This is a genomic window from Mycobacterium sp. 23 (genome assembly GCF_048287075.1).
Taxonomy (GTDB): domain Bacteria; phylum Actinomycetota; class Actinomycetes; order Mycobacteriales; family Mycobacteriaceae; genus Mycobacterium; species Mycobacterium gordonae_B.
Map to the genome: position 1 here is coordinate 3,646,517 of NZ_JBLVUX010000005.1, position 22,809 is coordinate 3,669,325.

The 22,809-nt window shown below is 66.3% G+C and carries 23 protein-coding genes; 6 read left to right on the plus strand and 17 right to left on the minus strand.

What is annotated here, in order from left to right; genetic code table 11:
* Positions 1 to 75 precede the first annotated feature (75 nt).
* The 4 genes from ACNQS7_RS18050 to ACNQS7_RS18065 all read left to right on the plus strand — a co-directional run bounded on the left by ACNQS7_RS18050 (position 76) and on the right by ACNQS7_RS18065 (position 7,217).
* The gene (locus ACNQS7_RS18050) at positions 76 to 1,752 is read left to right on the plus strand and encodes a PE family protein (protein ID WP_418013591.1); all 1,677 of its coding nucleotides are present in this window, start codon (positions 76 to 78) and stop codon (positions 1,750 to 1,752) included.
* A gap of 115 nt (positions 1,753 to 1,867) precedes the next feature.
* The gene (locus ACNQS7_RS18055) at positions 1,868 to 3,469 is read left to right on the plus strand and encodes a PE family protein (protein ID WP_418013592.1); all 1,602 of its coding nucleotides are present in this window, start codon (positions 1,868 to 1,870) and stop codon (positions 3,467 to 3,469) included.
* Positions 3,470 to 3,566: 97 nt separating this feature from the next.
* Positions 3,567 to 5,219, plus strand: coding sequence for a PE family protein (locus ACNQS7_RS18060; protein WP_418013593.1), 1,653 nt, complete (start codon positions 3,567 to 3,569; stop codon positions 5,217 to 5,219).
* Between the two features lie 132 nt (positions 5,220 to 5,351).
* The gene (locus tag ACNQS7_RS18065; protein ID WP_418013594.1) at positions 5,352 to 7,217 is read left to right on the plus strand and encodes a PE-PPE domain-containing protein; all 1,866 of its coding nucleotides are present in this window, start codon (positions 5,352 to 5,354) and stop codon (positions 7,215 to 7,217) included.
* A gap of 54 nt (positions 7,218 to 7,271) precedes the next feature.
* Here the strand turns inward: ACNQS7_RS18065 and ACNQS7_RS18070 are convergent, their stop codons facing one another.
* From ACNQS7_RS18070 to ACNQS7_RS18120, 11 genes are all read right to left on the minus strand, one after another.
* Positions 7,272 to 7,565, minus strand: coding sequence for a DUF427 domain-containing protein (locus ACNQS7_RS18070; RefSeq protein ID WP_065048276.1), 294 nt, complete (start codon positions 7,563 to 7,565; stop codon positions 7,272 to 7,274).
* Positions 7,566 to 7,581: 16 nt separating this feature from the next.
* Entirely contained in the window at positions 7,582 to 8,034 is a 453-nt protein-coding gene (locus ACNQS7_RS18075) for a PPOX class F420-dependent oxidoreductase (protein ID WP_418013595.1), read from the minus strand.
* A gap of 6 nt (positions 8,035 to 8,040) precedes the next feature.
* Positions 8,041 to 8,457, minus strand: coding sequence for a cupin domain-containing protein (locus ACNQS7_RS18080; RefSeq protein ID WP_418013596.1), 417 nt, complete (start codon positions 8,455 to 8,457; stop codon positions 8,041 to 8,043).
* Positions 8,458 to 8,510: 53 nt separating this feature from the next.
* Positions 8,511 to 9,479 carry an NADPH:quinone oxidoreductase family protein gene (locus ACNQS7_RS18085; protein WP_418013597.1) on the minus strand — a complete coding sequence of 323 codons (969 nt, stop codon included), beginning with the start codon at positions 9,477 to 9,479 and terminating at the stop codon, positions 8,511 to 8,513.
* Between the two features lie 5 nt (positions 9,480 to 9,484).
* Positions 9,485 to 10,345: an SDR family NAD(P)-dependent oxidoreductase gene (locus ACNQS7_RS18090; protein ID WP_065048270.1), complete on the minus strand. Its 861-nt coding sequence runs from the start codon at positions 10,343 to 10,345 to the stop codon at positions 9,485 to 9,487.
* Positions 10,346 to 10,419: 74 nt separating this feature from the next.
* Entirely contained in the window at positions 10,420 to 11,862 is a 1,443-nt protein-coding gene (locus ACNQS7_RS18095; RefSeq protein WP_418013598.1) for an aldehyde dehydrogenase family protein, read from the minus strand.
* Positions 11,863 to 11,981: 119 nt separating this feature from the next.
* Positions 11,982 to 12,905, minus strand: coding sequence for an SAM-dependent methyltransferase (locus ACNQS7_RS18100; RefSeq protein ID WP_418013599.1), 924 nt, complete (start codon positions 12,903 to 12,905; stop codon positions 11,982 to 11,984).
* A complete protein-coding gene (locus tag ACNQS7_RS18105; protein ID WP_418016047.1) occupies positions 12,905 to 13,837 on the minus strand; it encodes a class I SAM-dependent methyltransferase in 933 nt (310 codons plus the stop codon). The genes ACNQS7_RS18100 and ACNQS7_RS18105 overlap by 1 nt, the downstream gene beginning before the upstream one ends.
* Positions 13,838 to 13,842: 5 nt before the next feature.
* On the minus strand, positions 13,843 to 14,763 hold the full coding sequence (locus tag ACNQS7_RS18110) for a class I SAM-dependent methyltransferase (protein ID WP_418013600.1): 921 nt from the start codon (positions 14,761 to 14,763) through the stop codon (positions 13,843 to 13,845).
* A 49-nt stretch (positions 14,764 to 14,812) separates the two neighbouring features.
* On the minus strand, positions 14,813 to 15,457 hold the full coding sequence (locus ACNQS7_RS18115) for a TetR/AcrR family transcriptional regulator (RefSeq protein ID WP_418013601.1): 645 nt from the start codon (positions 15,455 to 15,457) through the stop codon (positions 14,813 to 14,815).
* 2 nt (positions 15,458 to 15,459) lie between these two features.
* On the minus strand, positions 15,460 to 16,431 hold the full coding sequence (locus ACNQS7_RS18120; protein WP_418013602.1) for a pirin family protein: 972 nt from the start codon (positions 16,429 to 16,431) through the stop codon (positions 15,460 to 15,462).
* Between the two features lie 84 nt (positions 16,432 to 16,515).
* On the opposite strand from ACNQS7_RS18120, the gene ACNQS7_RS18125 reads away from it, so the two are divergent.
* Entirely contained in the window at positions 16,516 to 17,943 is a 1,428-nt protein-coding gene (locus tag ACNQS7_RS18125; protein WP_418013603.1) for a chloride channel protein, read from the plus strand.
* A gap of 52 nt (positions 17,944 to 17,995) precedes the next feature.
* On the opposite strand, the gene dps is transcribed toward ACNQS7_RS18125, so the two are convergent.
* Both dps and ACNQS7_RS18135 read right to left on the minus strand, forming a co-directional pair.
* Positions 17,996 to 18,538: a DNA starvation/stationary phase protection protein Dps gene (gene dps / locus ACNQS7_RS18130; RefSeq protein WP_055576077.1), complete on the minus strand. Its 543-nt coding sequence runs from the start codon at positions 18,536 to 18,538 to the stop codon at positions 17,996 to 17,998.
* Between the two features lie 68 nt (positions 18,539 to 18,606).
* Entirely contained in the window at positions 18,607 to 19,524 is a 918-nt protein-coding gene (locus tag ACNQS7_RS18135) for a DNA-3-methyladenine glycosylase family protein (protein ID WP_418016048.1), read from the minus strand.
* A 91-nt stretch (positions 19,525 to 19,615) separates the two neighbouring features.
* Between ACNQS7_RS18135 and ACNQS7_RS18140 the strand changes: the two genes are divergently transcribed.
* On the plus strand, positions 19,616 to 19,999 hold the full coding sequence (locus tag ACNQS7_RS18140; RefSeq protein WP_055576075.1) for a nuclear transport factor 2 family protein: 384 nt from the start codon (positions 19,616 to 19,618) through the stop codon (positions 19,997 to 19,999).
* A 4-nt stretch (positions 20,000 to 20,003) separates the two neighbouring features.
* Here the strand turns inward: ACNQS7_RS18140 and ACNQS7_RS18145 are convergent, their stop codons facing one another.
* Genes ACNQS7_RS18145 through ACNQS7_RS18160 form a run of 4 tightly spaced genes read right to left on the minus strand, consistent with a single transcriptional unit; the run spans position 20,004 to position 22,763 of the window.
* Positions 20,004 to 20,378: a DUF427 domain-containing protein gene (locus ACNQS7_RS18145; protein ID WP_418013604.1), complete on the minus strand. Its 375-nt coding sequence runs from the start codon at positions 20,376 to 20,378 to the stop codon at positions 20,004 to 20,006.
* A gap of 39 nt (positions 20,379 to 20,417) precedes the next feature.
* Entirely contained in the window at positions 20,418 to 21,233 is an 816-nt protein-coding gene (locus tag ACNQS7_RS18150) for a class I SAM-dependent methyltransferase (protein WP_418013605.1), read from the minus strand.
* 10 nt (positions 21,234 to 21,243) lie between these two features.
* The gene (locus ACNQS7_RS18155) at positions 21,244 to 22,260 is read right to left on the minus strand and encodes an NAD-dependent epimerase/dehydratase family protein (RefSeq protein ID WP_418013606.1); all 1,017 of its coding nucleotides are present in this window, start codon (positions 22,258 to 22,260) and stop codon (positions 21,244 to 21,246) included.
* On the minus strand, positions 22,257 to 22,763 hold the full coding sequence (locus ACNQS7_RS18160; protein WP_055576071.1) for a nuclear transport factor 2 family protein: 507 nt from the start codon (positions 22,761 to 22,763) through the stop codon (positions 22,257 to 22,259). Before ACNQS7_RS18160 ends, ACNQS7_RS18155 begins: the two co-directional genes overlap by 4 nt.
* Between the last annotated feature and the right edge of the window lie 46 nt (positions 22,764 to 22,809).

A 22,809-nucleotide genomic window follows, 5' to 3' on the forward strand; every position in this document is an offset into this window, starting at 1 on the left:
CAGGCGTCGCTTCGGCGTCATACCCTTACTTCGGGAACTGACCGTTTTTCGGTCACAGGGGGATGGGGTGGGCAAATGACGTCTTTATTGGCGCAACCAGAAATCATCACGTCGGTCGTTGCGGACATCTCGGGCATTGGTTCGACCGTGAGCACCGCGGGCGCGGCGGCGGCCGCCCCGACCTCCGGATTGTTGGCCGCGGCCGCCGACGAGGTATCCGAGGCCGTCGCGAATTTCTTCGGCTCGCACGGACAGGAGTTCCAGGCTGTCATCGGCCAGGTAGAGGCTTATCACGCTCAATTCCAGCAGAGCCTGGCGGCGGCGGCGAACGCCTACGTGTACACCGAGACCGGGGCCGCTGCCGCATTGCAAGGCGTCCTGGGCCTGCCCGCCGCCGCTGCGGCGTTCACGCCACCGCCGCCCGCATTCCCGGTTACCAATCCGCCCTTCAGCACATTTCCGACCGCGGTGTTCATCGGCCCCACCGGGGTGCCGATACCCCCGCCGGAATACGCCACTTTGGCGAATCTCCTTTATGTGCATGCCAACAACCCGAACCAGGCCCTGCCGATCCTGTACACGCCCGAAGAGTTGTACCCGATCACCGGCGTCAAGAGCTTGACGCTGAACCAGTCGGTGTCCGAAGGCCTGACCATCCTCGGAAACTATGTTCAGAATCAGATAACAAGCGGTCCCGTTACCGTTTTCGGCTACTCACAGAGCGCGATCATCTCCTCGCTGTATATGCAACAGCTGGCGGCCCAAGGCTTTCCGATCTCGCCCGCGGATCTGAACTTCGTGCTGGTCGGCAACGAGATGAACCCCAACGGCGGCATGCTGGCCCGCTTCCCGAACCTGACCCTGCCGACTCTGGGTCTCGATTTCTACGGCGCGACGCCGTCGAACACTCCCTACGATGTGGCGATCTACACGCAGGAGTACGACGGCTTCGCCGACTTCCCCCGGTATCCACTGAATTTCATCTCCGATCTCAATGCGGTGGTAGGCATCGCCACCGTGCACACGAAATACCTGAGTCTTACTGCCGCTCAAGTGAATAGCGCCGTTCAACTGCCCACTTCTCCCGGCTATTACGAGAACGGCGGCAAGTCGTACTACTACATGATTCCCACCGAGGAACTACCGCTGCTCATGCCGCTACGTGCGCTACCGGTAATCGGGAATCCGCTCGCCGCGCTGATCGAACCCAACCTGGAAGTGATCGTCAACCTGGGTTACGGCGACCCCAACTACGGCTATTCGACGAGCTACGCCGACGTGCAGACCCCGTTCGGCCTCTTCCCGGACGTCAGTCCGAGCACCCTCATCGACGCTTTCGCCAACGGAACCCGCCAGGGGATCCAGGACTTCCACACCGAATTGCAAGCCCTGGCCGCGCAGCCGATCGAGTTCCCGACATTCACTCCCCCGCAACCGGCAGATTTGATTGCGACGTTGGCGAACCTGCCCTCGCCGGAGAAAGTGGTGAACACCGCCGCCACCGTCATCTCGACCGACTACGCCGTGCTGCTTCCGGCCGCCGATACGGCGCTCGCCTTCGCGACTTCGCTGCCCCTGTACGACTCCCAACTCTTCCTGGAACAACTGGTGCAGGGCAACATCGTCAATGCGATCGGATATCCCATCGCCGCCGATGTCGGTCTCGTGACAATCGCCGGCATCGTCCAGTTCCTGGTCATCTCGAAGGCGATCTCGCAGAACATCAGCGATATTCGGGCACTCATTCCCTAACAGCGTTTCCGGCGCTTGCCGATGGCGCGAAAACCCGGACAGATTCCGCGGCCTCGTCATACGCTGACGGCCAATCTGACCGAGACCACCGCGCTTGACGGGGGAAGAGACGCCAATGACGAATCTGCTTGTCGCGCCGGAAATCATCACGACGGCGGCCGCGGACATCGGGAACATCGGTTCGACGATCAGTGCGGCAAGCGCAGCCGCGGCGGCGCCGACCACCGGCTTACTCGCCGCGGCCGCTGACGAGGTGTCGGCCGCCATCGCGAATTTGTTCGGCACGCACGGGCAGGAATTTCAGGCACTCGCCGGGCAGGTTGAGGCTTTCCAGACGACGTTCCAGCAGACCCTGGCGGCGGCCGCGAACGCCTATGTGCAGACCGAGAGCGCAAGCGCGGCCGCCATTCCGCCCTTCGCCGCCAACCTGACCACGTTGTTCCTCGGACCGACCGGCGTCCCCTTCCCGTCGCAGGGTTACGTGGATGCGGCGAACAAGCTGTACGTCCGCTCCTTTCCCTCGCCACCGCAAATCCTGCAGACTCTCTACACCCCCGAAAATCTCTATCCGATCACCGGCGTGAAGACCATGACGCTGAACCAATCGGTGGCCGAGGGCCTGATGGCTATGGACAGCGCGATTCAAGCGCAACTGGCCATTCCCGGAAACACCCTGACCATCTTCGGCTACTCGCAGAGCGCGATCATCTCCTCGCTGGAGATGCAGAAATTGGCATTAAATGGTTCGCCCTATCAGGGCAAGCTCAACTTCGTGCTCGTCGGCAACGAGATGAACCCCAACGGAGGGATGCTCGCGCGTTTCCCGGGATTGACGTTGCCGACTATGGGTCTGACGTTCTACGGCGGCACACCGTCGGACACCCTCTACCCCACCGCCATTTACACCCAGGTGTACGACGGGTTCGCCGACTTTCCGCGGTATCCGATCAACTTCATCTCCGACCTCAATGCGGTGATGGGGATCGCGACCGTGCACGTCAAGTATCTGGATCTCACGGTGCCGCAGGTGGATGGCGCCATCAAGCTGGCGACCTCGCCGGGCTACACCGGCGTCACCGACTACTACATGATCCCCACCGAGCACCTGCCCCTGCTGGCGCCGCTGCGCCTGACTTCCGTCATCGGCAACCCGCTGGCCGCTCTGATCGAGCCCGACCTGAAGGTGATCGTCAATCTGGGCTACGGCGATCCGTACCACGGCTACTCGACAAGCCCGGCGGACATCCGCACCCCGTTCGGATTGTTCCCGGACGTCAGCCCGGGCACCGTCGTCGACGCCCTGGCCGCCGGCACGCAACAGGGCATCCACGACTTCACCGTCGAACTGCAGAAGCTGGCCGCCCAGCCGATCACGCTCCCGCCGTTTACGCCGCCGCAGCCCGCCGACCTGATGGCGACGCTGGCCGCGCTGCCGTCGCCGGAGAAGATCGTGAACACGGCTGCCACGGTCATCTCGACCGATTATGCGGTCCTGCTCCCCACCGCCGACACCTTGCTTTCCTTCGCCACCACGATGCCGTTGTACGACTCTCAGCTCTTCCTGAGCGAGCTGCTGCAGGGCAACCTGATCAACGCCATCGGGTATCCGCTCGCCGCCGACGTCGGCCTGGCCACCATCGCGGGCATCGTCGAATTCCTGGTGATCGCCAAGGCCATCTCCGAGAACATCAAGGACATCAGCGCGCTCATTCCCTGACTTTTCAGCCGAATGGCGTAAACGCCAGACAGTTTCGGAACGCCCCTCTACGCTTGCGCGAAAGCGTTGCGGGGTTGTGGGGAGAGGAACTGCGCTGATGTCGTTCTTACTGGCGGAGCCACAGGCGATGGTGGCTGCTGCCACCGACATCGAAGGGATCGGGGCGACACTGAGCGCGGCCAGCGCGGCCGCCGCGGTGCCGACGTCGAACGTGCTGGCCGCGGCCGGCGACGAGGTGTCGGCGGCCATCGCCAACCTGTTCGGCACCTTCGGGCTCGAATACCAGGACGTCGTAACGCAATTCGAGGCATTCCACAACGAATTCCAGCGCACCCTGGCCGCCGCGGGTTCGGCCTACGTACAAGCCGAGGCGGCCGCCGCCACCGCCCTCGGCGCAGCGTTCGCGCCGCCGGCCCAGGCGGCGACCGCGGCGGCCATCCCCTGGGTACCCAACGACATCTCACTGGTCATGAGCGGCACCGGCGTCCCGATCGTCACGAATGATTTCCTGCAAAAGGCGAACAATTACATCGGTACGACCCTTGCGAAGTTGCAAGGGCTGAACACTCCGGAAGAGCTCTACCCGCTCACCGGCGTGCGCAGCCTGTACTTCAACAGGTCGGTCCAGATCGGACTGACCACCCTGGACAACGCGGTCTATCACCAAGTTCACGATCTGAACCAATCTGTCACCGTGTTCGGCGTCTCGCAGAGCGCCGTCATCTCCTCGCTGTACATGCGCAATCTCGCGGCAGGTCTGTCGAGTTTCGGCGCCACCCCACCCCCGGCGAACATGCTGAACTTCGTCCTGACCGGCAACGAGATGAACCCCAACGGCGGCCTGCTGTCGCGGTTCCCGGGTCTGGTCATGTCGAGCCTGGGTCTGGAGTTCTATGGCTCCACCCCCTCGGACACCATCTATCCGGTCCGCAACTACACACTGGAATACGACGGTTTCGCCGACTTCCCCAAATACCCGCTCAACCTCATCTCCGACCTGAACGCGGTAGCCGGCATCGTCTTCGTCCACCCGCAGTATCTGAACCTGACCCAGGCTCAGATCAATGCCGCCATTCCGTTGCAGACGTCCCCGGGCTACGCGGGCAACACCAGCTACTACATCCTGCCGACCGAGCATCTGCCGCTGCTGCAACCGCTGCGCGCCATCCCCGGCATCGGCAATCCGCTGGCCAACCTGATCGAGCCGGACATGAGGGTGCTGGTCAACCTCGGCTACGGCGACCCGAACTACGGATACTCCACCAGTCCCGCGGATCTCCCCACGCCGTTCGGCCTGTTCCCCGATGTCGCACCAGGCACTGTCATCAACGCCCTGGCCACCGGAACCCAGCAGGGCATCAATCACTTCAGCGCCGACCTGCAGGCCATGGCCAGCCAGCCGGTCACCGCCCCGACATTCGCGCTACCCTCGCCGACCGAGGTCGGGGCCAAATTGGCCGCACTGCCGACACCGCAACAGATCGCGAACACGGTGGGATCGATCGCTTCGACCAACTACGCCGTCCTGTTGCCCACCGCGGATATCGCCACGTCGATGGTGACCTCGCTGCCCGCGTACAACGCGGCGCTGTTCACCCAGCAACTGGCGCAGGGCAACCTGATCAACGCGATCGGTCTACCCATCGCCGCCGACGTGGGTTTGGCCACGGTGGCCGGGGCGGTGGAATTCCTGGTGCTCACCGAAGCGGTCGTGAACACGTTGAAAGATATTCAGTCGCTGATCCCGTGAGACTGACCGTCTGAAAAATATTTAGCTCAGAAAAGCACTATGCGGTCGGCCGGACCGGCCTACTCTGTCACCAGCCGTGTCACGCAATTACCGGCTGTGCTGGAAAACCCTGGCCGTGAAGGGAATTAGCTGATGTCGTATTTGACGACGCAACCGCAACTGATGAGTGCCGCCGCGGAGAACCTCGCCGGCATCCGCACCACCCTCACCGAGGCCAGCGCGGCCGCCGCGGGTCCGACCACCGGCCTGGCCGCCGCGGCGGCCGATGAAATCTCGGCGGCCGCCGCGCAGTTGTTCGGCGCATTCGGTCAGGAATATCAGCAGGTCATCGGCCAGGCGGCGGCGTTCCACGCGGAGTTCAACCGCGCCCTGGCGGCAGCCAGCCTCACCTATGCCGAAGCAGAGATCGCGAACGCGGCACAGGTCCTCGGCGGAGCCGGTGCGTTCAGCGCGGCCGCCTCACCGATCGAGGCACTGCTCGCTCCGGTGCTTGCTCCCCTGCAGCCGTTGCTCGCGCCGGTCCAGCCCCTGCTGGCGCCGCTCCAGTCGCTGTTCGGGGTGTCCAGCACCGGCGCACCGCTGGTCAACGCAACCATCACACCGCAGGGCGCCTACAACTCAGCGCTCATCATGAGCGGCAGCGGTACGGCGATACCGACACAGGCGTACATGAACGCCGTCCGTCCCTGGATCAACGCGGGCTTCAATGTCGGTGCGTTGAACATTCCGCTGAACACCCCCGAGGGCCTGTACCCGCTCACCCAGATCAAGGACCTGCCGCTCAACCAGTCCGTGGCGACCGGCGTTCAGATCCTGGACAACGCACTCTTCGGTCCGGGGACCGGATTGATCACCCCGCTGGGGCAGAAGGTCTCCGTCCTCGGTCTCTCGCAGAGCGCCATCATCTCGTCGCTCGAGCTGCGCAACCTCATCGCTCTGGGCAGCCCGCACACCGCCGACCTCAGCTTCACCCTGCTGGGCAGCCAGATGGTGCCCAATGGCGGTCTGCTGGCCCGATTCCCGGGCCTGTCGCTACCGGCTCTGGGACTGGACTTCTACGGGGCCACGCCGGCGAACTCGGGCTACCCGGTCAACACGTTCACCCTGCAGTACGACGGATACGCCGACTTCCCCAGGTACCCACTGAACATCCTTTCGGACCTCAACGCGTTCCTGGGCATTCAGTCGGTGCACGGCAACTACGACAACTTGAACATCAACGCGCTGCCGCCGGGCTACAACCTCGTCGAACTGCCGGTTTCGCCCACGACGGCCGCCAACGGCCTCGACCACTACTACATGATCACCCACCCGGATCTGCCGCTGCTGTCGCCGATCAAGTCGATCCCGGTGATCGGAGCGCCATTGGCTGCCCTGCTCAAGCCCAACCTGACCTACCTGGTCAACTGGGGCTACGGCGACCCGCACTTCGGGTACAGCACCGGATACGCCGATGTCCCCACCCCGTTCGAGGTGCTCCCGCCAATCCCGCCCAACTTCATCGGCGACCAGATCGCGCTCGCCGGACAGGGATTCAACGACTTCAGGGCGGCGATCGGGACCCCGGCACTGCCGTCGGCCGCCAGCCTCACCGACCTGCTGCCGGCCGGCGGCGGTACCGGTGGCTTGTCGCTGCCGTTCGGTCTGCCCGGTGCGACCAGTTCGCCGGTCAACAGCTTCTTCGACGCTCTGAAGGCTGCGAACACCAACATCTCCACGGCCATAACCAGTGCGGCGGCTGACACCTATGCCGTCGCACTGCCCACGGCGGACATCTTCAACACGTTGGTGACCACCGTCCCGTCCTACGACGTGAACCTGTTCCTCGACGGAATTCAGCAGACCATCAACGGTGATCCGACTGGTGGGTTGATCAACGCGTTCGGCAAGCCGCTCGCCGCTAACGTCGCAATCGGTTCGCTCGCAGGCGGTTTCGAGTTGATCCTGGTCGCCGGCGCGATCAGCGACGTGATCGGCGACATCACCGGCGCCGCATAAACCTGGCCCGTCGTCGGTCGCGCGAAGCGGTCGAGCGGCGCGCGCCAGACCGCCTTATTCCTGCTCGCCTTCGATCGTGACGCCGCGCCAGAACGCGACATGATTCTTGATCTTGCGCGCCAGGGGGCTGGGCTTCGGGTAGTACCAACCCGCGTCGGCGTTGACCTGTCCGTCGACGCTCACGTCGTAGTAGTGCGCCACTCCCTTCCATGGGCACAAGGACGAGGTCTTGCTCTCGGTGAAGTACTCGCGCCGCAACGACTCCGGCGGGAAATAATGGTTGCCCTCCACCCGGACGGTACGGGGCGCCTCGGCCAGTACCGCGCCATTCCACACGGCCCGAATCATGTTGTCAGCGAGCCGATCACACGTTGCGGGCTTGCAGCTTCGGAGACTCCGGATCGAGGCCCCACGTCAACACCCGCCGCGGATGGATGCGGATCATCGCACCGCCGTCGGTAGACAACGCTTCGCCCTCTCCACGAATCTCGAGGCCGCGCGGCCGCCACGGATCGATGCTGGCGAGGTCGTCGAGAACCAACGACACCCGGGGATTGTTCTCCACGTTGCGGAGTTTGCGGCTTCCCGCCATCGCCTTCCCGCCGATATCGACGGTGCCCAGTTCGGCGTTATAGGTGAACCGAACCGGGCGGACTTGGGGGATCCTTTGGGGGTCACCGTCCCAAGCCTGCCGAGCCGCTGACTGGACAGATACTCGAGTTCGACGTCGGTGAATGCCGCCATTTGCCTTGCTCCTTTTGGCTAAAGAACGAAGCGGAGTGGCGACAGTGTAGGAGCGAACAGCGTTGCCCGTCAATGATGCTCAGCCCAGATACTGCTCGTCGCTCACCTGCTCCAGCCAATCGACGAAACGCCCGTCGACTTCGTCCTGAATCGCGATATGAGTCATCGCCGTGGTCGCCGTGGCGCCGTGCCAGTGCTTGATGCCGGCCGGGGTCCAGATCACGTCACCTGGATTGATCTGCTGCCGGTCGCCACCCCACTGCTGCACCCAGCCGGTGCCGTCGACGACGATCAGCCGCTGTCCCGCCGGGTGCGTGTGCCAGACACTGCGTGCCCCGGCGGCGAAAGTCAGTTGTCCCGCATGGGCCTTGGAGGAACCGGCCGGTTCGAAGAGCTGCTTCATGGTCACGTCGCCGGTGAAGAACTGCGCCGGTCCGTGTATGGCGGGGCGATCCCCCTCGTGAGTGATCTGCATTTCCGGCTGCTGTTCTGGCATGGCCTGTCCTCCTCCGGCGAGAGATACCGGTACAGAGGATAGGGACGCCTGGCCTAAGGCTCCAGCACTACTTTGCCGAGCACCCCGCCGTCGTCCAGGCATTGCAGCGCGGCGCGGGCCTCCGACAGCGGATAACGCTGCGGCGGAGGCGGTTTGAGCCCAAGCGAAACCAGCTGGTTGAGGCCCGAGGAGAACAGCACGGCCGAACCGGGGACCTTGTTCAGGTATTCCCCCCACGCGACGCCCAGGACGCCGATGTTGCGCAGCAACAGCCGGTTGACCGTCAGGGTGGGGACGCTGCCCGCCGCGAAGCCGATCACCAGCAACTTGCCGTCGATCGCCAGCGCCCGGATCGCGTCGTCGAAGGTGCGGCCGCCGATGGGATCCACCACGATGTCGACCCCTTGGCCGTTGGTGTACTCGTGCACCCGCTCCACCCAGCCCTCGGCCAGGTGCAGGACCCGGTCGGCGCCGAGCGCGGCCACGTAGTCCATCGCGGTTTCGCGGTGCACCACCCCGATCACCTGGCTCGCCCCCATCGCCTTGGCGATCTGGACCGCGGCCGTGCCCACGCCGCCGGCGGCGCCGAGCACCAGCACCGTCTGGCCCGGGCGCATCACCGCGCGCCGCGACAGCGCGAAATACATCGTGTTGTAGTTGACCAGCAGCGACACCGCTTCGGCGTCGTCGAGTTCGGTGGGACTACGGATCACATGAGAAACCGGAACGGCCACCTGTTCGGCGTAGCAACCGAGTACACCGAAGGCCGAAACCCGTTCGCCCACACGGAAACCCGAGTCGGCAGGCGCCGACCGAACCACACCGGCACACTCCATGCCGGGGACGAACGGCGGCGGCAGTTTCAGTTGGTACTTGCCCTTGGTCAAGAGCAGGTCCGGGAAGCACACGCCGGCGGCGCGTACCTCGATGACGATGTTGCCACCGCCATCGGATACGTCGTCGATGTCCGTATAGACTAAGCCGGCTGGCCCGGAAAGCTCTTGAACAACAGCGGCTTTCATTAAAGTTAGAGCTTGAATCCAGCTTTGGTGGCGGCCGACAGATCGGTGATCTCACCCCAGTGGTCGGCCACGTCCTGGACCGTCGGCGGCTTGTCGAAGTTGGCGCCCTCGTTACCGAACAGAGCCACGCGCTGCACCTTGCCGCCGCCGACCACGAACACCGAACCGTTGTCAGCGTTCTCCTCGGTGCACAGGTAGGCCACCACCGGCGCGACGAACTCCGGCGTCAGCTTCTCCAGCACCTCTTTGGGCATGATGTCCTCGGTCATCCGGGTGGCCGCGATCGGGGCGACGGCGTTGGCGTGGATGTTGTACTTAGCCCCCTCCAGCGCCAGCGTGTTGATCATCCCCACCAGACCGAGTTTGGCTGCGCCGTAGTTGGTTTGGCCGAAGTTGCCGAACAGCCCGCTGGTGGAGGTGGCGACCACGACCCGGCCGTAGCTCTGCTCGCGGAAGTGCGGCCAGGCGGCGCGGACGACGTTGTACCCGCCGTAGAGGTGCACCTTGAGGACAGCGTCCCAGTTCTCGGATGTCATCTTGTGGAAGGTGCCGTCGCGCAGAATCCCGGCGTTGCTCACCACACCGTGTACCGCGCCGAATTCGTCGAGCGCGGTCTTGATGATGTTGGCGGCACCGTCGGCCTCTGCGACGCTGTCGTAGTTGGCGACCGCGCGACCTCCGCCGTCCCGGATCTCGGCGACCACCTGGTCGGCCATGGCCGATCCGGCGCCGGTGCCGTCACGGGCACCGCCGAGGTCGTTGACGACGACGCTGGCGCCCTCCCGGGCGAGGGTGAGGGCGTACTCACGGCCCAATCCCCCACCGGCTCCGGTCACTACGACGACGCGATCCTGCACTCCGGGCATCAGGTTCCTCTCTGCTGGCTATCAGGGTTGTGCGCCGGCACCAGGGACCTGGTGCCGGCACGGGGAAAGTCGGGCTAGAAGAGCTTGCGCGCCAACTTGAAGGCCCGCTCGGTGTAGGGCGGGTAGATCATGGCGGAGAAGTCGGGGCGGGTCGGCTTGGTCAGCACCGACTTGCGGTGGCTGAACTCGTCGAAGCCCCACTTCCCGTGGTAGGCGCCCATGCCGGAGGACCCGACACCGCCGAAGGGCAGCTTGGCCGTCGACACCTGGAAGGCGAGGTGGTTGATCAGCATGCCACCCGCGGGCACCTCTCTGATGAACCGCTCGCGGGTCGCCTTCGACTTGGTGAACAGGTAGGCCGACAGCGGCTTGGGCCGGGCGTTGATGAAGGAGATCGCCTCGTCCAGGTTCTTGACGGTGAGCACCGGCAGGATCGGTCCGAAGATCTCGTTCTGCATCAGCGGCCCGTCCTGAGCGGGGTCGACGACCACGGTCGGCTGGATCCGCAGGGACGAGGCATCGCATTTGCCGCCGACGGCGACCTTCGACGTCCCGTCGGCTTCGGCCTCCGAGATGTAGCCGCTCAACCGGTTGAACTGGCGCTCGTTGACGATGCGCATGCCGTCCTGGTTGTCCTGGGAGCGGAACTTGGTGATGGCGGCGCCGATCTTGTCGACGAGCTCGTCCCGGATCGAGGCGTCGGCCAGCACATAGTCGGGCGCGACGCAGGTCTGTCCGGCGTTGAGGATCTTCAGCCAGGCGATCCGCTTGGCGGCGACGTCCACGTCACCGTCGGCCGCCACCACCACCGGGCTCTTGCCGCCGAGTTCCAGTGTGACCGGTGTCAGGTGCTTGGCCGCACCTTCGTAGACCTTGCGTCCGATCTCGGTGCCGCCGGTGAACATCACCCGGTCCAGGCCCTGCTTGATCAGTTCCTGGCTGACCATGCCGTCGCCCTCGACCACCGCGACCGCGTCGTTGTCCAGGTACTTGGGCACCAGTTCGGCCATCAGGTGCGACGATGCCGGGGCCAGTTCCGACGGCTTCAGGATGACGGCGTTGCCTGCGGCCAACGCGCCGACGGCGGGGCCCAGCGTCAGGTAGAACGGGTAGTTCCAGGCGCCGATGATCAGCACGGTGCCGAATGGCTCGTACTCCACCCAGCCCCGGCCGGGCAGCTGGGGAGCTTCCAGCAGCAGGTACTTACGCCGCATCCACTTCTTGAGCTTCTTGGCCGCAAACTTCGCCTCGCCAGCAGTGGTGGCGATGTCGGCGATGAACGCCTCGACATGGTTGCGGTCCAGGTCCTCGGCAAGCGCTGCGGCGATGGCGGGTTCGTTCTCCTCCACCAGCTTGGTCAACTGCTCCAGTTGACGCTTGCGCCACTCGTAACTGCGGGTGCGCCCGGTGGCGAAGGTCTTGCGGAGCCGGGCCACGGTATCGGCGACGCTCAGTTGAGCGGCCGCTTGCCCGTTGGCGGGTCCGGTTGCAGCCTTCGGCAGGGAATCGGTGGTCATCGTTGTCCTTCCTTCCCCGAGGTGCCCGCAGCCTGTCGCGCGCGGTCGCTCATCGGTGATAACCGCGATCCTAGTCATCCGCCCCGGACAGCAATAGGACGGCGACCGGAAAGATCCGGTCAGGACTTGACGGCGACCACGAATCCGTTCAGAAAAGGCCCGGACTCGCCGTGCGGCGGCCGGCCCAGCCGGACCGCTTCCTCGCGGGCACTGACCGACTCGGTCGCCCAGTCGTGTGCGGCGAACCAGTCGCCCGGGTCGGGCCGTCCCTCGTCGTCGAACCACAGGTCGAACGGGTCGAAGGAGGTGTCTTCACCGCGCGCTGCACGCCTGGCGCGCAACTGCTCCCACCGCTCCTGCGCCTCCGCGCGGCGCTGCGGGTCGACTCCGAAGATCTCCACGGCGATCCGGCTGCCCGGGCCGCTCAGCGCGTCGATCGAGGCGAACATGGACTCCTGCGCCTCGGCCGGCAGGAACGGCAACAGCCCCTCGGCCAGCCAGGCCGTCGGGCGGGCGGCGTCGAACCCGGCGTCGCGCAGCGCTTGCGGCCAGTCGTGACGCAGATCGACGGCCACCGCCCGGCGGTCCGCGCGCGGGGCGGCGCCGCGGGAGGCCAACGTCTCGGCCTTGTAGTCCAGCACCTTGGGCAGGTCGATCTCGTACACCGAGGTGCCGGCCGGCCAGTCCAGCCGGTAGGCCCGGGAGTCCAGACCCGCTGCCAGGATCACCACCTGGCGGATACCGGATGCGGCGGCCTCGGCGAAGTAGGCGTCGAAGAAGTGGGTGCGGACGGCCTGGTAGTTGATCATCTGCTGCGAGTCGACCGAGTATTCCTCGTCGTCATCCGGCGCGGCGGTCCACCATGCGGCGACCTGCTCCCGCACAGCTGCCAACTCCGGAGTGGAGACCAGCGGCTCGGCGAACTCATCCCGGATCAACGGGGCGTCGCTCGCGGTTTCCGCGGCCCGGGCCAGGGCGACCATCACCGCGGTGGCGCCGACGCTGGTTGCGATGTCCCAGGAGTCGTCCGCGGCGCGTGGCATTACCGCCGCTCCGCCGTCACGAACTCCGAGAACGCGTCTTTGTCGTCGGCCATCGGCACTTCGGCGACCCAGCGGCCCAGCCGGTGCATCTCGTCGCCGGAGCTGACGGCGACGGCCCGCCAACCGTGGTTGTTGAGCCAGTCCGCGACGGGCGCGCGGTGCTCGTCGCGGTACATCAGCTCACCGACGTCGATGGTCTCCTCCAGACCGATCTGCTCGGCGATCTTCTTGAACCGCGCCCGCATCTGCTCGCGCCGCTCGTCGGCGTGCGACGCCGCGGTTTCGGCGGCGATCCGGCTGCCCGTCGGGCTCAAATCCCCGATCAGGGTGAACAGCCTGTCCTGCGCCTCCGCGGGCAGGTACATCAGCAGGCCCTCGGCCAGCCACGCGGTGCGGGCGTTCGGGTCGAAGCCCGCGTCGCGCAATGCGGCGGGCCAGTCCTGCCGCAGGTCGATCGCCACCGCGCGACGGTCCGCCGACGGTGTCACACCGTTGTCGGCCAGCGTCGTGGACTTGTATTCGAGGACCTGCGGCTGGTCGATCTCGTAGACGGTGGTCCCGGCCGGCCAGTCCAGTCGGTAGGCGCGCGAGTCCAGGCCCGAGGCCAGGATCACCACCTGGCGGATGCCGGCAGCTACGGCGTCCGCGAAGAAGGTGTCGAAGAAGTTGGTTCGCACCGCTTGGTAGCCGCGCATGTGCCGGACCATCGCGGCGGCCTCGGCGTCCAGTGTCTCCACCTTCGCCGCGACGGCCGGGTCGAGCATGGCCTCCCACAACACGCCGGCATTGGCGTTGGTGACCAGGAGCTTGGCGAACGGGTCGCGGATCAACGCGTCGGGTTGTTCGGTCTCGACCGCTCGGGCGGCGGCGACCATCACCGCGGTGGTGCCGACGCTGGTGCGGATGTCCCAGGTGTCGTCGTGGCTGCGCAGCGTGCTCATTCGCGTACTCCTCGCATCAAACTGCTGGTGATGGCCTCGTCGATGAGATCCGCAGGAACCGGCCGGCCCCGCCGGGCCATCTCCTGGTGGTTGTCTGCGCTCTGCACCTGCCAGCCGTGGTCGGTCAGCCACTGCGCGGGATCGGAGCGGTCCGGCTCCTGATAGGTGAGCTCTTCGACGTTGACGTCGAGGCCCAGCCGATCACGCATCCGGTTCCAGCGCTGCTTGTTGCCGGTCAGCTTCAAGTTGAACGCCTCGACGGCGAGTTGGCTGCCGGGCGCGCTCAGGGCGGTGCACATCTCGAAAAGCCGGTCCTGGGCGTCGCTCGGCAGGTACGCCAGCAGGCCTTCGGCCAGCCACGCGGTGGGCAGGGCGGGGTCGAAGCCGGCCCGGCTCAGGGCGGCGGGCCAGTCCTCGCGCAGGTCGACCGGGACAGCGCGCCGGGTGGCCGCGGGACGCGCGCCGTGCGCACTCAGTATCTCGGCCTTGTAGTCCAGCACCTTGGGTTGATCGATCTCGTACACCGCGGTGCCGGAAGGCCATTGCAGTCGGTAGGCCCGCGAGTCCAGACCCGCCGCGAGGATCACCACCTGCCGGATGCCGGCGGCGGTGGCGGAGCCGAAGTATTCGTCGAAGTACTGGGTGCGGACCGCCTGGTAATCGCACCCGACGCGGTGCAGACGCCGGCCGTGCTCGTCGCCGTCGAGCCAGGCCATCTCGGGGTCGGCCAACCGGGCCCACGCCGGCCCCGCCGAGGACACCAGCACGGCGGCGAACTCGTCGCGGATCAGCGGGTCTGGTCCGGCGGTCTCCACCGCACGGGAGGCGGCGACCGCCAGCGCGGTGGCGCCGACACTCTCGGTGATGTGCCAGCTGTCGCCGGCGGTCCGTAGCGAGGGCGAATCGAGATCAGTCATATCCCGGTCAGCTTACCTAATAAGTTAGGCAAGCTATATGTGTGTCAGATCACCGCTGCTGGACCTGGGCCCGCCACAGACTGCCCGCGATCAACTGCCGCAGCGTCCCCAGGATGTTCTCCACTTCGGAGTAGCTGCCCACGAAACCGGCGTAGAACCCGATGCCGCACAACATCATCACCAGCGCCTCGGCCAGCACGGCGGCATCGGTATCGGCGGCGATCTCGCCGCTGGCAATGGCGTCGTCGACCGCCGAGACCAGGAACTCCCGGGTGGTCGATATCGCGTCGTTGTCGTCCCGCTTCAACTCGGGGTGACGTTGCGACTCCAGCACAGCGGTACTCAAAAACGCTGCAGTGCAGGGATTTTGAGCATCCGCCTCCAGCGCTACGGCAATGAACGCACCGAGCCGGCCGGCCAGGGTCGACTCGCAGCGCGCCCGTTCGATACCCGCGGTGACGACGAGCTCGTTGGTTCGGTCGGCCACTTCGGTGTAGAGCACCCGCTTGCTGGGGAAGTAGTGGTTGATCGCCGGGCGGGTCAGGTCGGCCCGCACGGCGATCGCCTGGAACGTCGCACCGTCATACCCACGTTCGCTGAAAACTTGACGTGCGGCCCGGACGATGCGCTTACGGGTGTCGTCGGCTTTTGCGGCGGGGGGACGCCCGGGTCCCCGACTTGCCAGTTGAGGCATTACTAGAGTGTGCCACCGCCACGGTGCGGCATCAGAGCGTTCGGCGGGATGCTACGGAACTTGCCAGCTTGATAGTCCTCGAGCGCCTCGATGACCTCGGCGCGCGTGTTCATCACGAACGGTCCGTAATGGAAGACGGGCTCGCGGATCGGCCGCCCGCCCAGTAGCAGCACGTCCAGCGGCTGTGCGCGATCGGGCTGCGCGTTCACCGTTATGCGGTCGCCCGGCCCGAGAACGGCCAGCTGACCTTGCCGGACGGGGTGGCCGGCCGGGCCCACGGACCCCTGCCCGGACAACACGTAGATCAGCGCGTTGAAGTCGCGGCTCCACGGAATATTAAGCCGCGCAGCGCTTTCGATCGTCGCGTGCGCCATCGTGATCGGCGTGTGGGTGACTCCCGGCCCACCGTGGCCGTCGATGTCACCGGCGATCAGACGGATCAGCGCCCCGCCGTCGTCAGAGGACAACAGCTTCGCGTCTGTGCCCTCGATGGCCTGGTACCGGGGTGCGGCGAACTTGTCGCGCTTCGGCAGATTCACCCACAGCTGGATGCCATGGAAGAGGCCGCCGCTGGTGACCATCTCCGCGGGCGGGGTCTCGATGTGCAGGATGCCCGATCCGGCCGTCATCCACTGCGTCGCACCGTCGCCGATGAGGCCACCGCCGCCGTGTGAGTCCTGATGGGCGAATTTCCCGTCGATCATGTAAGTGACGGTTTCGAAACCACGGTGCGGATGCCAGTCGGTTCCGCGCGGTTCGCCCGGTTCGTACTCCACCTCGCCCATCTGGTCCATGTGGATGAACGGGTCCAGCGCGGCGGTGCTGACCCCGGCGAAGGCGCGGACCACCGGGAATCCCAGTCCCTCGTAGCCCCGCGGGCCGGTAGTGACCGACCGGACCGGCCGCTCGGTGTCTGCGGGTCCGGCCGGGCTCACGCGAGGCAGGGTGAGCGTGTCTGCGGTGATGGCGGGCATGTGGGCCTCCTCTGTTTGAGTTATCCCTATTAACCGGACTGCGGTCCGTTTATTCCGGCGCGTGGAACTGCTAACCTCCGGAACATGCCGGAGGAGCCGAACGAGGCGCCCCCAGAGTCCGCCGGCGGCCGGTTCGGAGCCTCCATCAGGAACGCGGGTTACCTGCAGAAGTGGTTTCTGCTCGGCACCACCATCGGCGTGATCTCCGGTCTCGGCGCCGTCGTCTTCTACCTCGCTCTGAAGTACACCGGGGAATTCCTGCTGGGGTACCTCGCGGGCTACCACGTCCCCACCCCGCTGGGCGAAGGGGGCGGCCGCGGGTCCGCCGGATTCATCCGGCCCTGGGCCATTCCCCTGGTGACGACCGGCGGCGCGCTGCTCTCGGCCGTCGTCGTGACCAAGTTCGCCCCCGAGGCCACCGGCCACGGCACCGACGAGGCGATCGAAGCCGTGCACACCGATCCCCGCGCGATCCGGGCCAGGGTCGTCCTGGTGAAGTTGGTGGCCAGCGCGCTGACCATCGGCTCCGGCGGCTCGGCCGGGCGGGAAGGTCCGACGGCGCAGATCTCCGCGGGCTTCTCCTCGTTGCTCACCCGGCGCCTCGGGCTGTCCGACGAGGACGGCAGGGTCGCCGTGGCACTCGGCATCGGCGCCGGCATCGGCGCCATCTTCGCGGCGCCGCTGGGCGGGGCGGTGCTGGCCGCGTCGATCACCTATCGCGACGACTTCGACTACCGCAGCTTGCTACCCGGATTCATCACCTCGGGCACGGCCTATGCGGTGCTGGGGTCGTTTCTGGGCTTCGACCCGCTGTTCGGCTACATAGACGCCGAGTACCGCTTCGAGCGCGCCTGGCCGCTGTTGTGGTTCGTGGTGATCGGCCTGGTAGCAGCCGCGGTGGGCTACCTGTACGCGCGCTTCTTCCATTCGACGGTGGCGCTGGTGCGCCGGTTGCCCGGCGGCCCGATCCTCAAGCCCGCGGGGGGCGGGCTGTTGGTGGGGCTACTGGGCCTGGTGATCCCGCAGATCCTGAGCAGTGGCTACGGCTGGGCGCAGCTGGCCGCCGCCCGCGATTCTCTGATGTCGATCCCGCTGTGGATCATCCTGCTGCTGCCGCTCGCCAAGATCGTCGCGACCTGCCTGTCGATCGGATCCGGCGGATCCGGCGGCCTGTTCGGGCCGGGCATCGTGATCGGCGCGTTTGTCGGAGCCGCGATCTGGCGGCTGGGCGATCTGGCCGGGCTGCCCGGCGTGCCCGAGCAACCGGGCGTCTTCGTCGTCGTGGGCATGATGACCTGCTTCGGCAGCGTCGCCCGCGCGCCGCTGGCGATCATGATCATGGTCGCGGAGATGACGGGATCGTTCTCGGTGGTGCCGGGCGCAATCCTGGCCGTCGGCATCGCGTCACTGCTGATGTCACGGACCAATGTGACGATCTACGAGGCGCAACGGCTCAATCGGGAGGCCGCCGAAGCCGAGCGCGCCCGGGGTGATTCGCCGAACGTGAACTGACGGCGCGATTCTCGCGATTTTCGCGCCGTGAGTTCACGCTCGGCGCATGCAATCAGCCCCGCGCTGCGTCCGCGGCACTCTTCTCGCTGCTGGCACCCTCGTGGGCGAGTTTCCCGCCCGCGCTCTCCAGGTGCGCCCGGACGAACCACTGGAACTTCTCCAGCTGCCCGGCCTGGCCGATCAGCAGATCCTGGGTGACCTGGTCGAGTTCGTCGGTCTCGTCGATGGCCTTGCGGATGTCCTCGATCACACCGGTGTAGACCAGGTCCAGCGCGGCCAGGTGGGCCTGAACCGTGTCGCGGCCCACCGAGTAGTCGTCCCAGTCCCGGTCGTTGATTATTGCGTTCGGCGTGCCCTTCGGCGACGCGCCCAGCGCCGCAATGCGTTCGGCGACGTCGTCCGCGTAGCCGCGCACCGCTTCGACCTGCGGGTCGATCATCTCGTGCACGCCAATGAAGTTGGGACCCACCACATTCCAGTGAATGTGCTTCAACGTCAAGTGCAGGTCGTTGTACGTGCTCAGCTGCCGCTGCAGGATCTCGGCAAGCCGGGCACCCTGCTTGTCGGTGAGTCCCGGAATTGTGAACTGCGTCATCGATTTCCCCTCAAAAAATTCGCTTGATGTCCTGCCGAACGTGTACCCGATGAGGCAGGCACTAACCCTTAGAGCGGGTGGATCTGCTGCACCGGAAGGCGGGGGCCGCGCCGCGGCTCGTAGGCCAGCCCGCTGGCTTCGAGCACCCGGACCACCCGGTGCCGGTGCGGACGCATGGGTTCCAGCAGTTCGAGCATGCCGGCGTCATCGACCGGGCGGCCGATCAACGTCCAGCCGATCATCTTCGACACGTGGTAATCACCCACCGACAGAGCGTCGGCGTCACCGAACGCGCGTTGCGCGGTCTCGGCGGCGGTCCATACCCCCACTCCGGGCAGCGACATCAGCGCCTCCCGCGCCTGAGCCGGCGGCAGCGACACCAGCCGCTCCAGCGACGACGCCCGCCGGGCACACACCACCACCGTCTGCGCGCGTCCGGGGTCGACGTTGGCGCGGTGAAACTCCCACGACGGGATGTACCGCCACGCCTCCGCCGACGGCAGCACCCGCATGCCCTCCGGCGCCGGACCGGGCGCCGGTGTGCCGTACTTTCTCACCAGCACCCGCCACGAACGAAATGCGTCGGCGCCCGGCACCCGCTGCTCGATCACCGCCGGGATCAGCGCTTCCAGCACCTGCCCGGTGCGACCCAGCCGTAGGTGCGGCACCTTGCGGTGGGCCGCGGCCACGGTCGGCTCCTGCGGCTGGAAGCCCGACGCGTCGTCATCGGCTCCGATCATCGCCGGAAACAACTCCGCGAACTCCGCCGCCCCGGCTCCCCAGGCCTGGCAGCGGGCGGCGTCGCGACCGACGCGACTGATCCGCGCGGTGACCGGCCCGCTGGGCAGCAGGCTGGTCCGCCAGATGGTGCCGTCGCCACCAGCCCGGAAGCAGGGGTCACCGCGGCCCCGCCGTAACGGCGCCAGCGTATGCCCGAAGCCGCCGGCTCCGGCAAACGTGACGTCTCGGACGGTCTCCACCTCGATGATTCTTCCTACCGCAGCACACCGACCGACGGCCGTGTCAATTGACCGTCAACTGTCGCGCGAGACAGGATGGCTTGGTGATGACGCCGTGATGACGCCGTTCGACGACCCACAGGCCGAACTGGCGTGGATGTTCCTGCAGAGCATGTGCGAAGGCGGGGACCTCGACGAAGGCTTCCAGCTGCTCAGCGACGACTTCACCTACTGGACCATCATCACGCGCGAAGAGTGGAACAAGGAGACCATGCGCCGTGTGGTCGAACGGCGCAAGCAGGTCTTCGAGATCAACATCGACCTGCGCCGGTGTGTCAACGAGGGCGAAACCGTGGTGGTCGAGGGCCAGGTCTACGGCGCCACCGCCGACGGCACCGAGTACGACAGCCCGTTCGTCTGCATCTTCGACACCCGGGACGGCATGATCGTGTCGCTTCGCGAGTACACCGACACCCAGGCGCTGGCCCGGGTGTTTCCCTGACCTCTTAACCGACGGTGATCTCGGCTTTGTTCGGATAGAACGCGACGTGCCCGGCAATCGCGGCGACAGCGGGGTAGGGCTGCTCGTAGGTCCAGATGGCGTCTTTGACGGTGTCACCGGCCGAGGTCGTCACGCTGTAGTAGCTGGCCTCGCCCTTGAACGGGCAGTAGCTACTGGTGTCGGTCCGCGTGAGCCGCTCTTGCACCACGTCGGTCAGTGGAATGTATTGCACCAGAGGCAAAGTGGCCTCCTGCAGACCCAGGGCCGCGGTGGTGTCCGCGACCAGCTCGCCGTTGACGCGGACCTGGACCCGCCCCTGCGTCGGCTCGATCGTGATCGGGTGACCCGCGTTGGGTTCCTTGATTTCCGGATGGCTCATGAGACGTTCAACGCATTCGGGCCGCCCACATTCCCGTTTTCAGAAGGCGTAGCGATGGTACTGCGCCATATTCCGCAGCGCCGGCACCCGCGCCATCACCCGGCCCATCCACCGAAAGACAGGCGGCACGAGTGTGAACGTCTCGCTGTCGAACACCGACTCCCAGGCCACCAGCCGCGTGCCCGGCACCTCGTCGAGGATGTCGGACGGCCGGTCGATCCCCCAGTACAAGGTCGATCCCGAGCGGCGAACGACGGAGTTGATCACCTGGGTGCGGATGCCGAATGTATTGAAGGCGTCGAATTGCAGTTCACCGGAGGGGAATCGGTCGACCACCCGGCGCAGCAACGCCAGACCGGCTTCCCTGGTCAGGTACATCGTCAGCCCCTCGCCGAGGAACAGCGTGGGACGGTCGGCCGGTAGGTCGGCCAGCCACTGCGGGTCGGTCACCGAGGCCGCGATGGTGCGGCAGTGCTCGCGCGCGGGGTACACCCGCTCGCGTAACGAGATCACCTCCGGGTAGTCGATGTCGTACCAGCGCACCCCGGGGCCGGGGTCGAGCCGGAACACCCGGGCGTCCAGGCCGCACCCGACATGCAACACTGTCGCCTCGGGGTGTGCGGCCAGGAACTCGCGGGCCCAGTTGTCGAAGTGCGCGCTGCGGACCGCCACCGACGGCGCCCGCCGCTTGGTGATAGTCGTTGCGGCCCAGTCGTAATCGATCTGCTGCACCGCGGCCTTGGCGTACTGGTCGCGCAGGATCGACTCAGGCGCGTCGGCGTCGAGTGCCTTGGCGTACAGCGTCGCGAGCATGGTCTGAGGTGGCCCGTTGAGGTCAACGTGAACACGTTCCATCACCCCGAGCCTATTCGGGTGCGGCAGCCTTCTTCGCAGCCTTTCGCATACCGGACCAGAAGCGGGCCGCCTCCCGGATCGACTCCTCCACCGGCCGCGGTTTCCAGCCCAGCTCACGGACCGCCTTGCTGTGGTCGACCGGGGCTTCGGCGCGCATCATCCGCACCGAGTCCAGGCTGAGTTCGGCGTCCTTACCGGTGAGCCGGGCCCGCAGGCTGCCCAGGGCGCCCAGCGCATAAAGCACAGGCACCGGGATCGACCGCTGTGGTGGTGCGACCCCGGCCTCGTCGGCCGCGATCCGCACCACGTCGGTCAACGGGATCATGCGCTCGGAGATCAGGTACTTCTCACCGTTGCGGCCGCGCTCGGCAGCCAGGATCATGGCCCGGGCGGCGTCGTCGACGCCCACCACCTCCAGCTGGATACCGCTCATCAGGAACGGCAGCTTGCCGAAGACCGCGCCGGCGATGAACGCGCCGTGCGGGGTGCGGCCCCAGTCGCCGCTGCCGTAGGTGGTGGAGACGCACATCGCGACCGCCGGCAGACCGAAGTCGGCGACGTAGCGCATCACCAGGTCCTCGGCCTGCACCCGGGACTGGACGTAGGGGGTGACCTTACGGTCACCGATCCGGTCTGCTTCGGTGGCGACGTGCCCGTGCCGGCGATCCACCGAGGCGTAGGTGCTGGTGAACACGAATCGGTGCAACTCAAGGTCTTTCGCCACGTCGAGGACGTTGCGCAAGCCCTCGACGTTGGTGCGGAACAGGGGCGCCGGGTCACGCAGCCAGGCGCGGGTGTCCACGACGCAGTAATAGACGTCGTCGCAACCATCCATCGCTTCGCGCACGGTGGCGGTGTCGAAGATGTCGCCGTGAAAACGGGTCACCTGCAGGTCATCGATCGAGCGGGTGTTGGCATTTGGGCGCACCATCACCCGCACGTCGTGGCCGTCCTCGACCAGCAGGCGGGTGACGTGTGAACCGAGGAACCCGTTGGCGCCGATCACCAGTTTCGGCCGCCCGCTCACTGCGCACCCCCGTACTGCTTGAGGAAGGCCGCGGCGTCGTCGTCCAGGTTGCCGAACTCCTGGGCCTTGCGGCACCACTTCAACGCGGCCTGCACGAAGCGCAGCGGGTTGTAGATATCCTCCTGGCGGCGCCACAGGCCGTCGCCGGCATAGGTGATGATCGAGATGTTCGTCGCGGTGATGACGCTGCCGTCACCTGGATCGCGCATCGGGTTGTCGAGCTCCATGATGATGCGCCCGGTGGGCTCGTCGATGACCGACCACAGCGACGGGAACTCCACCATGTGGCTGCCCGGGAAGCTGGTCATCGTGCGCTTGATCCAGGTGCGCACCTCATCACGCCCGTGCATGGTGCCCGCCGCGTGCTCGATGTATTCGACGTCGGGCGTGTAGTGCTGCACCCAGGCGTCCCAATCGTGCGTTTCGGCCGCTCTGGCCACGGTCTGCTCGAACTGCGCGAAGGCCGCCGCCAGTTCACTTTTCGGGAATTCCGGGCCGCTCACGAGCCGTTACACCTCACGGGCGGAGTGTAGCCTGGGGGCGTCACCG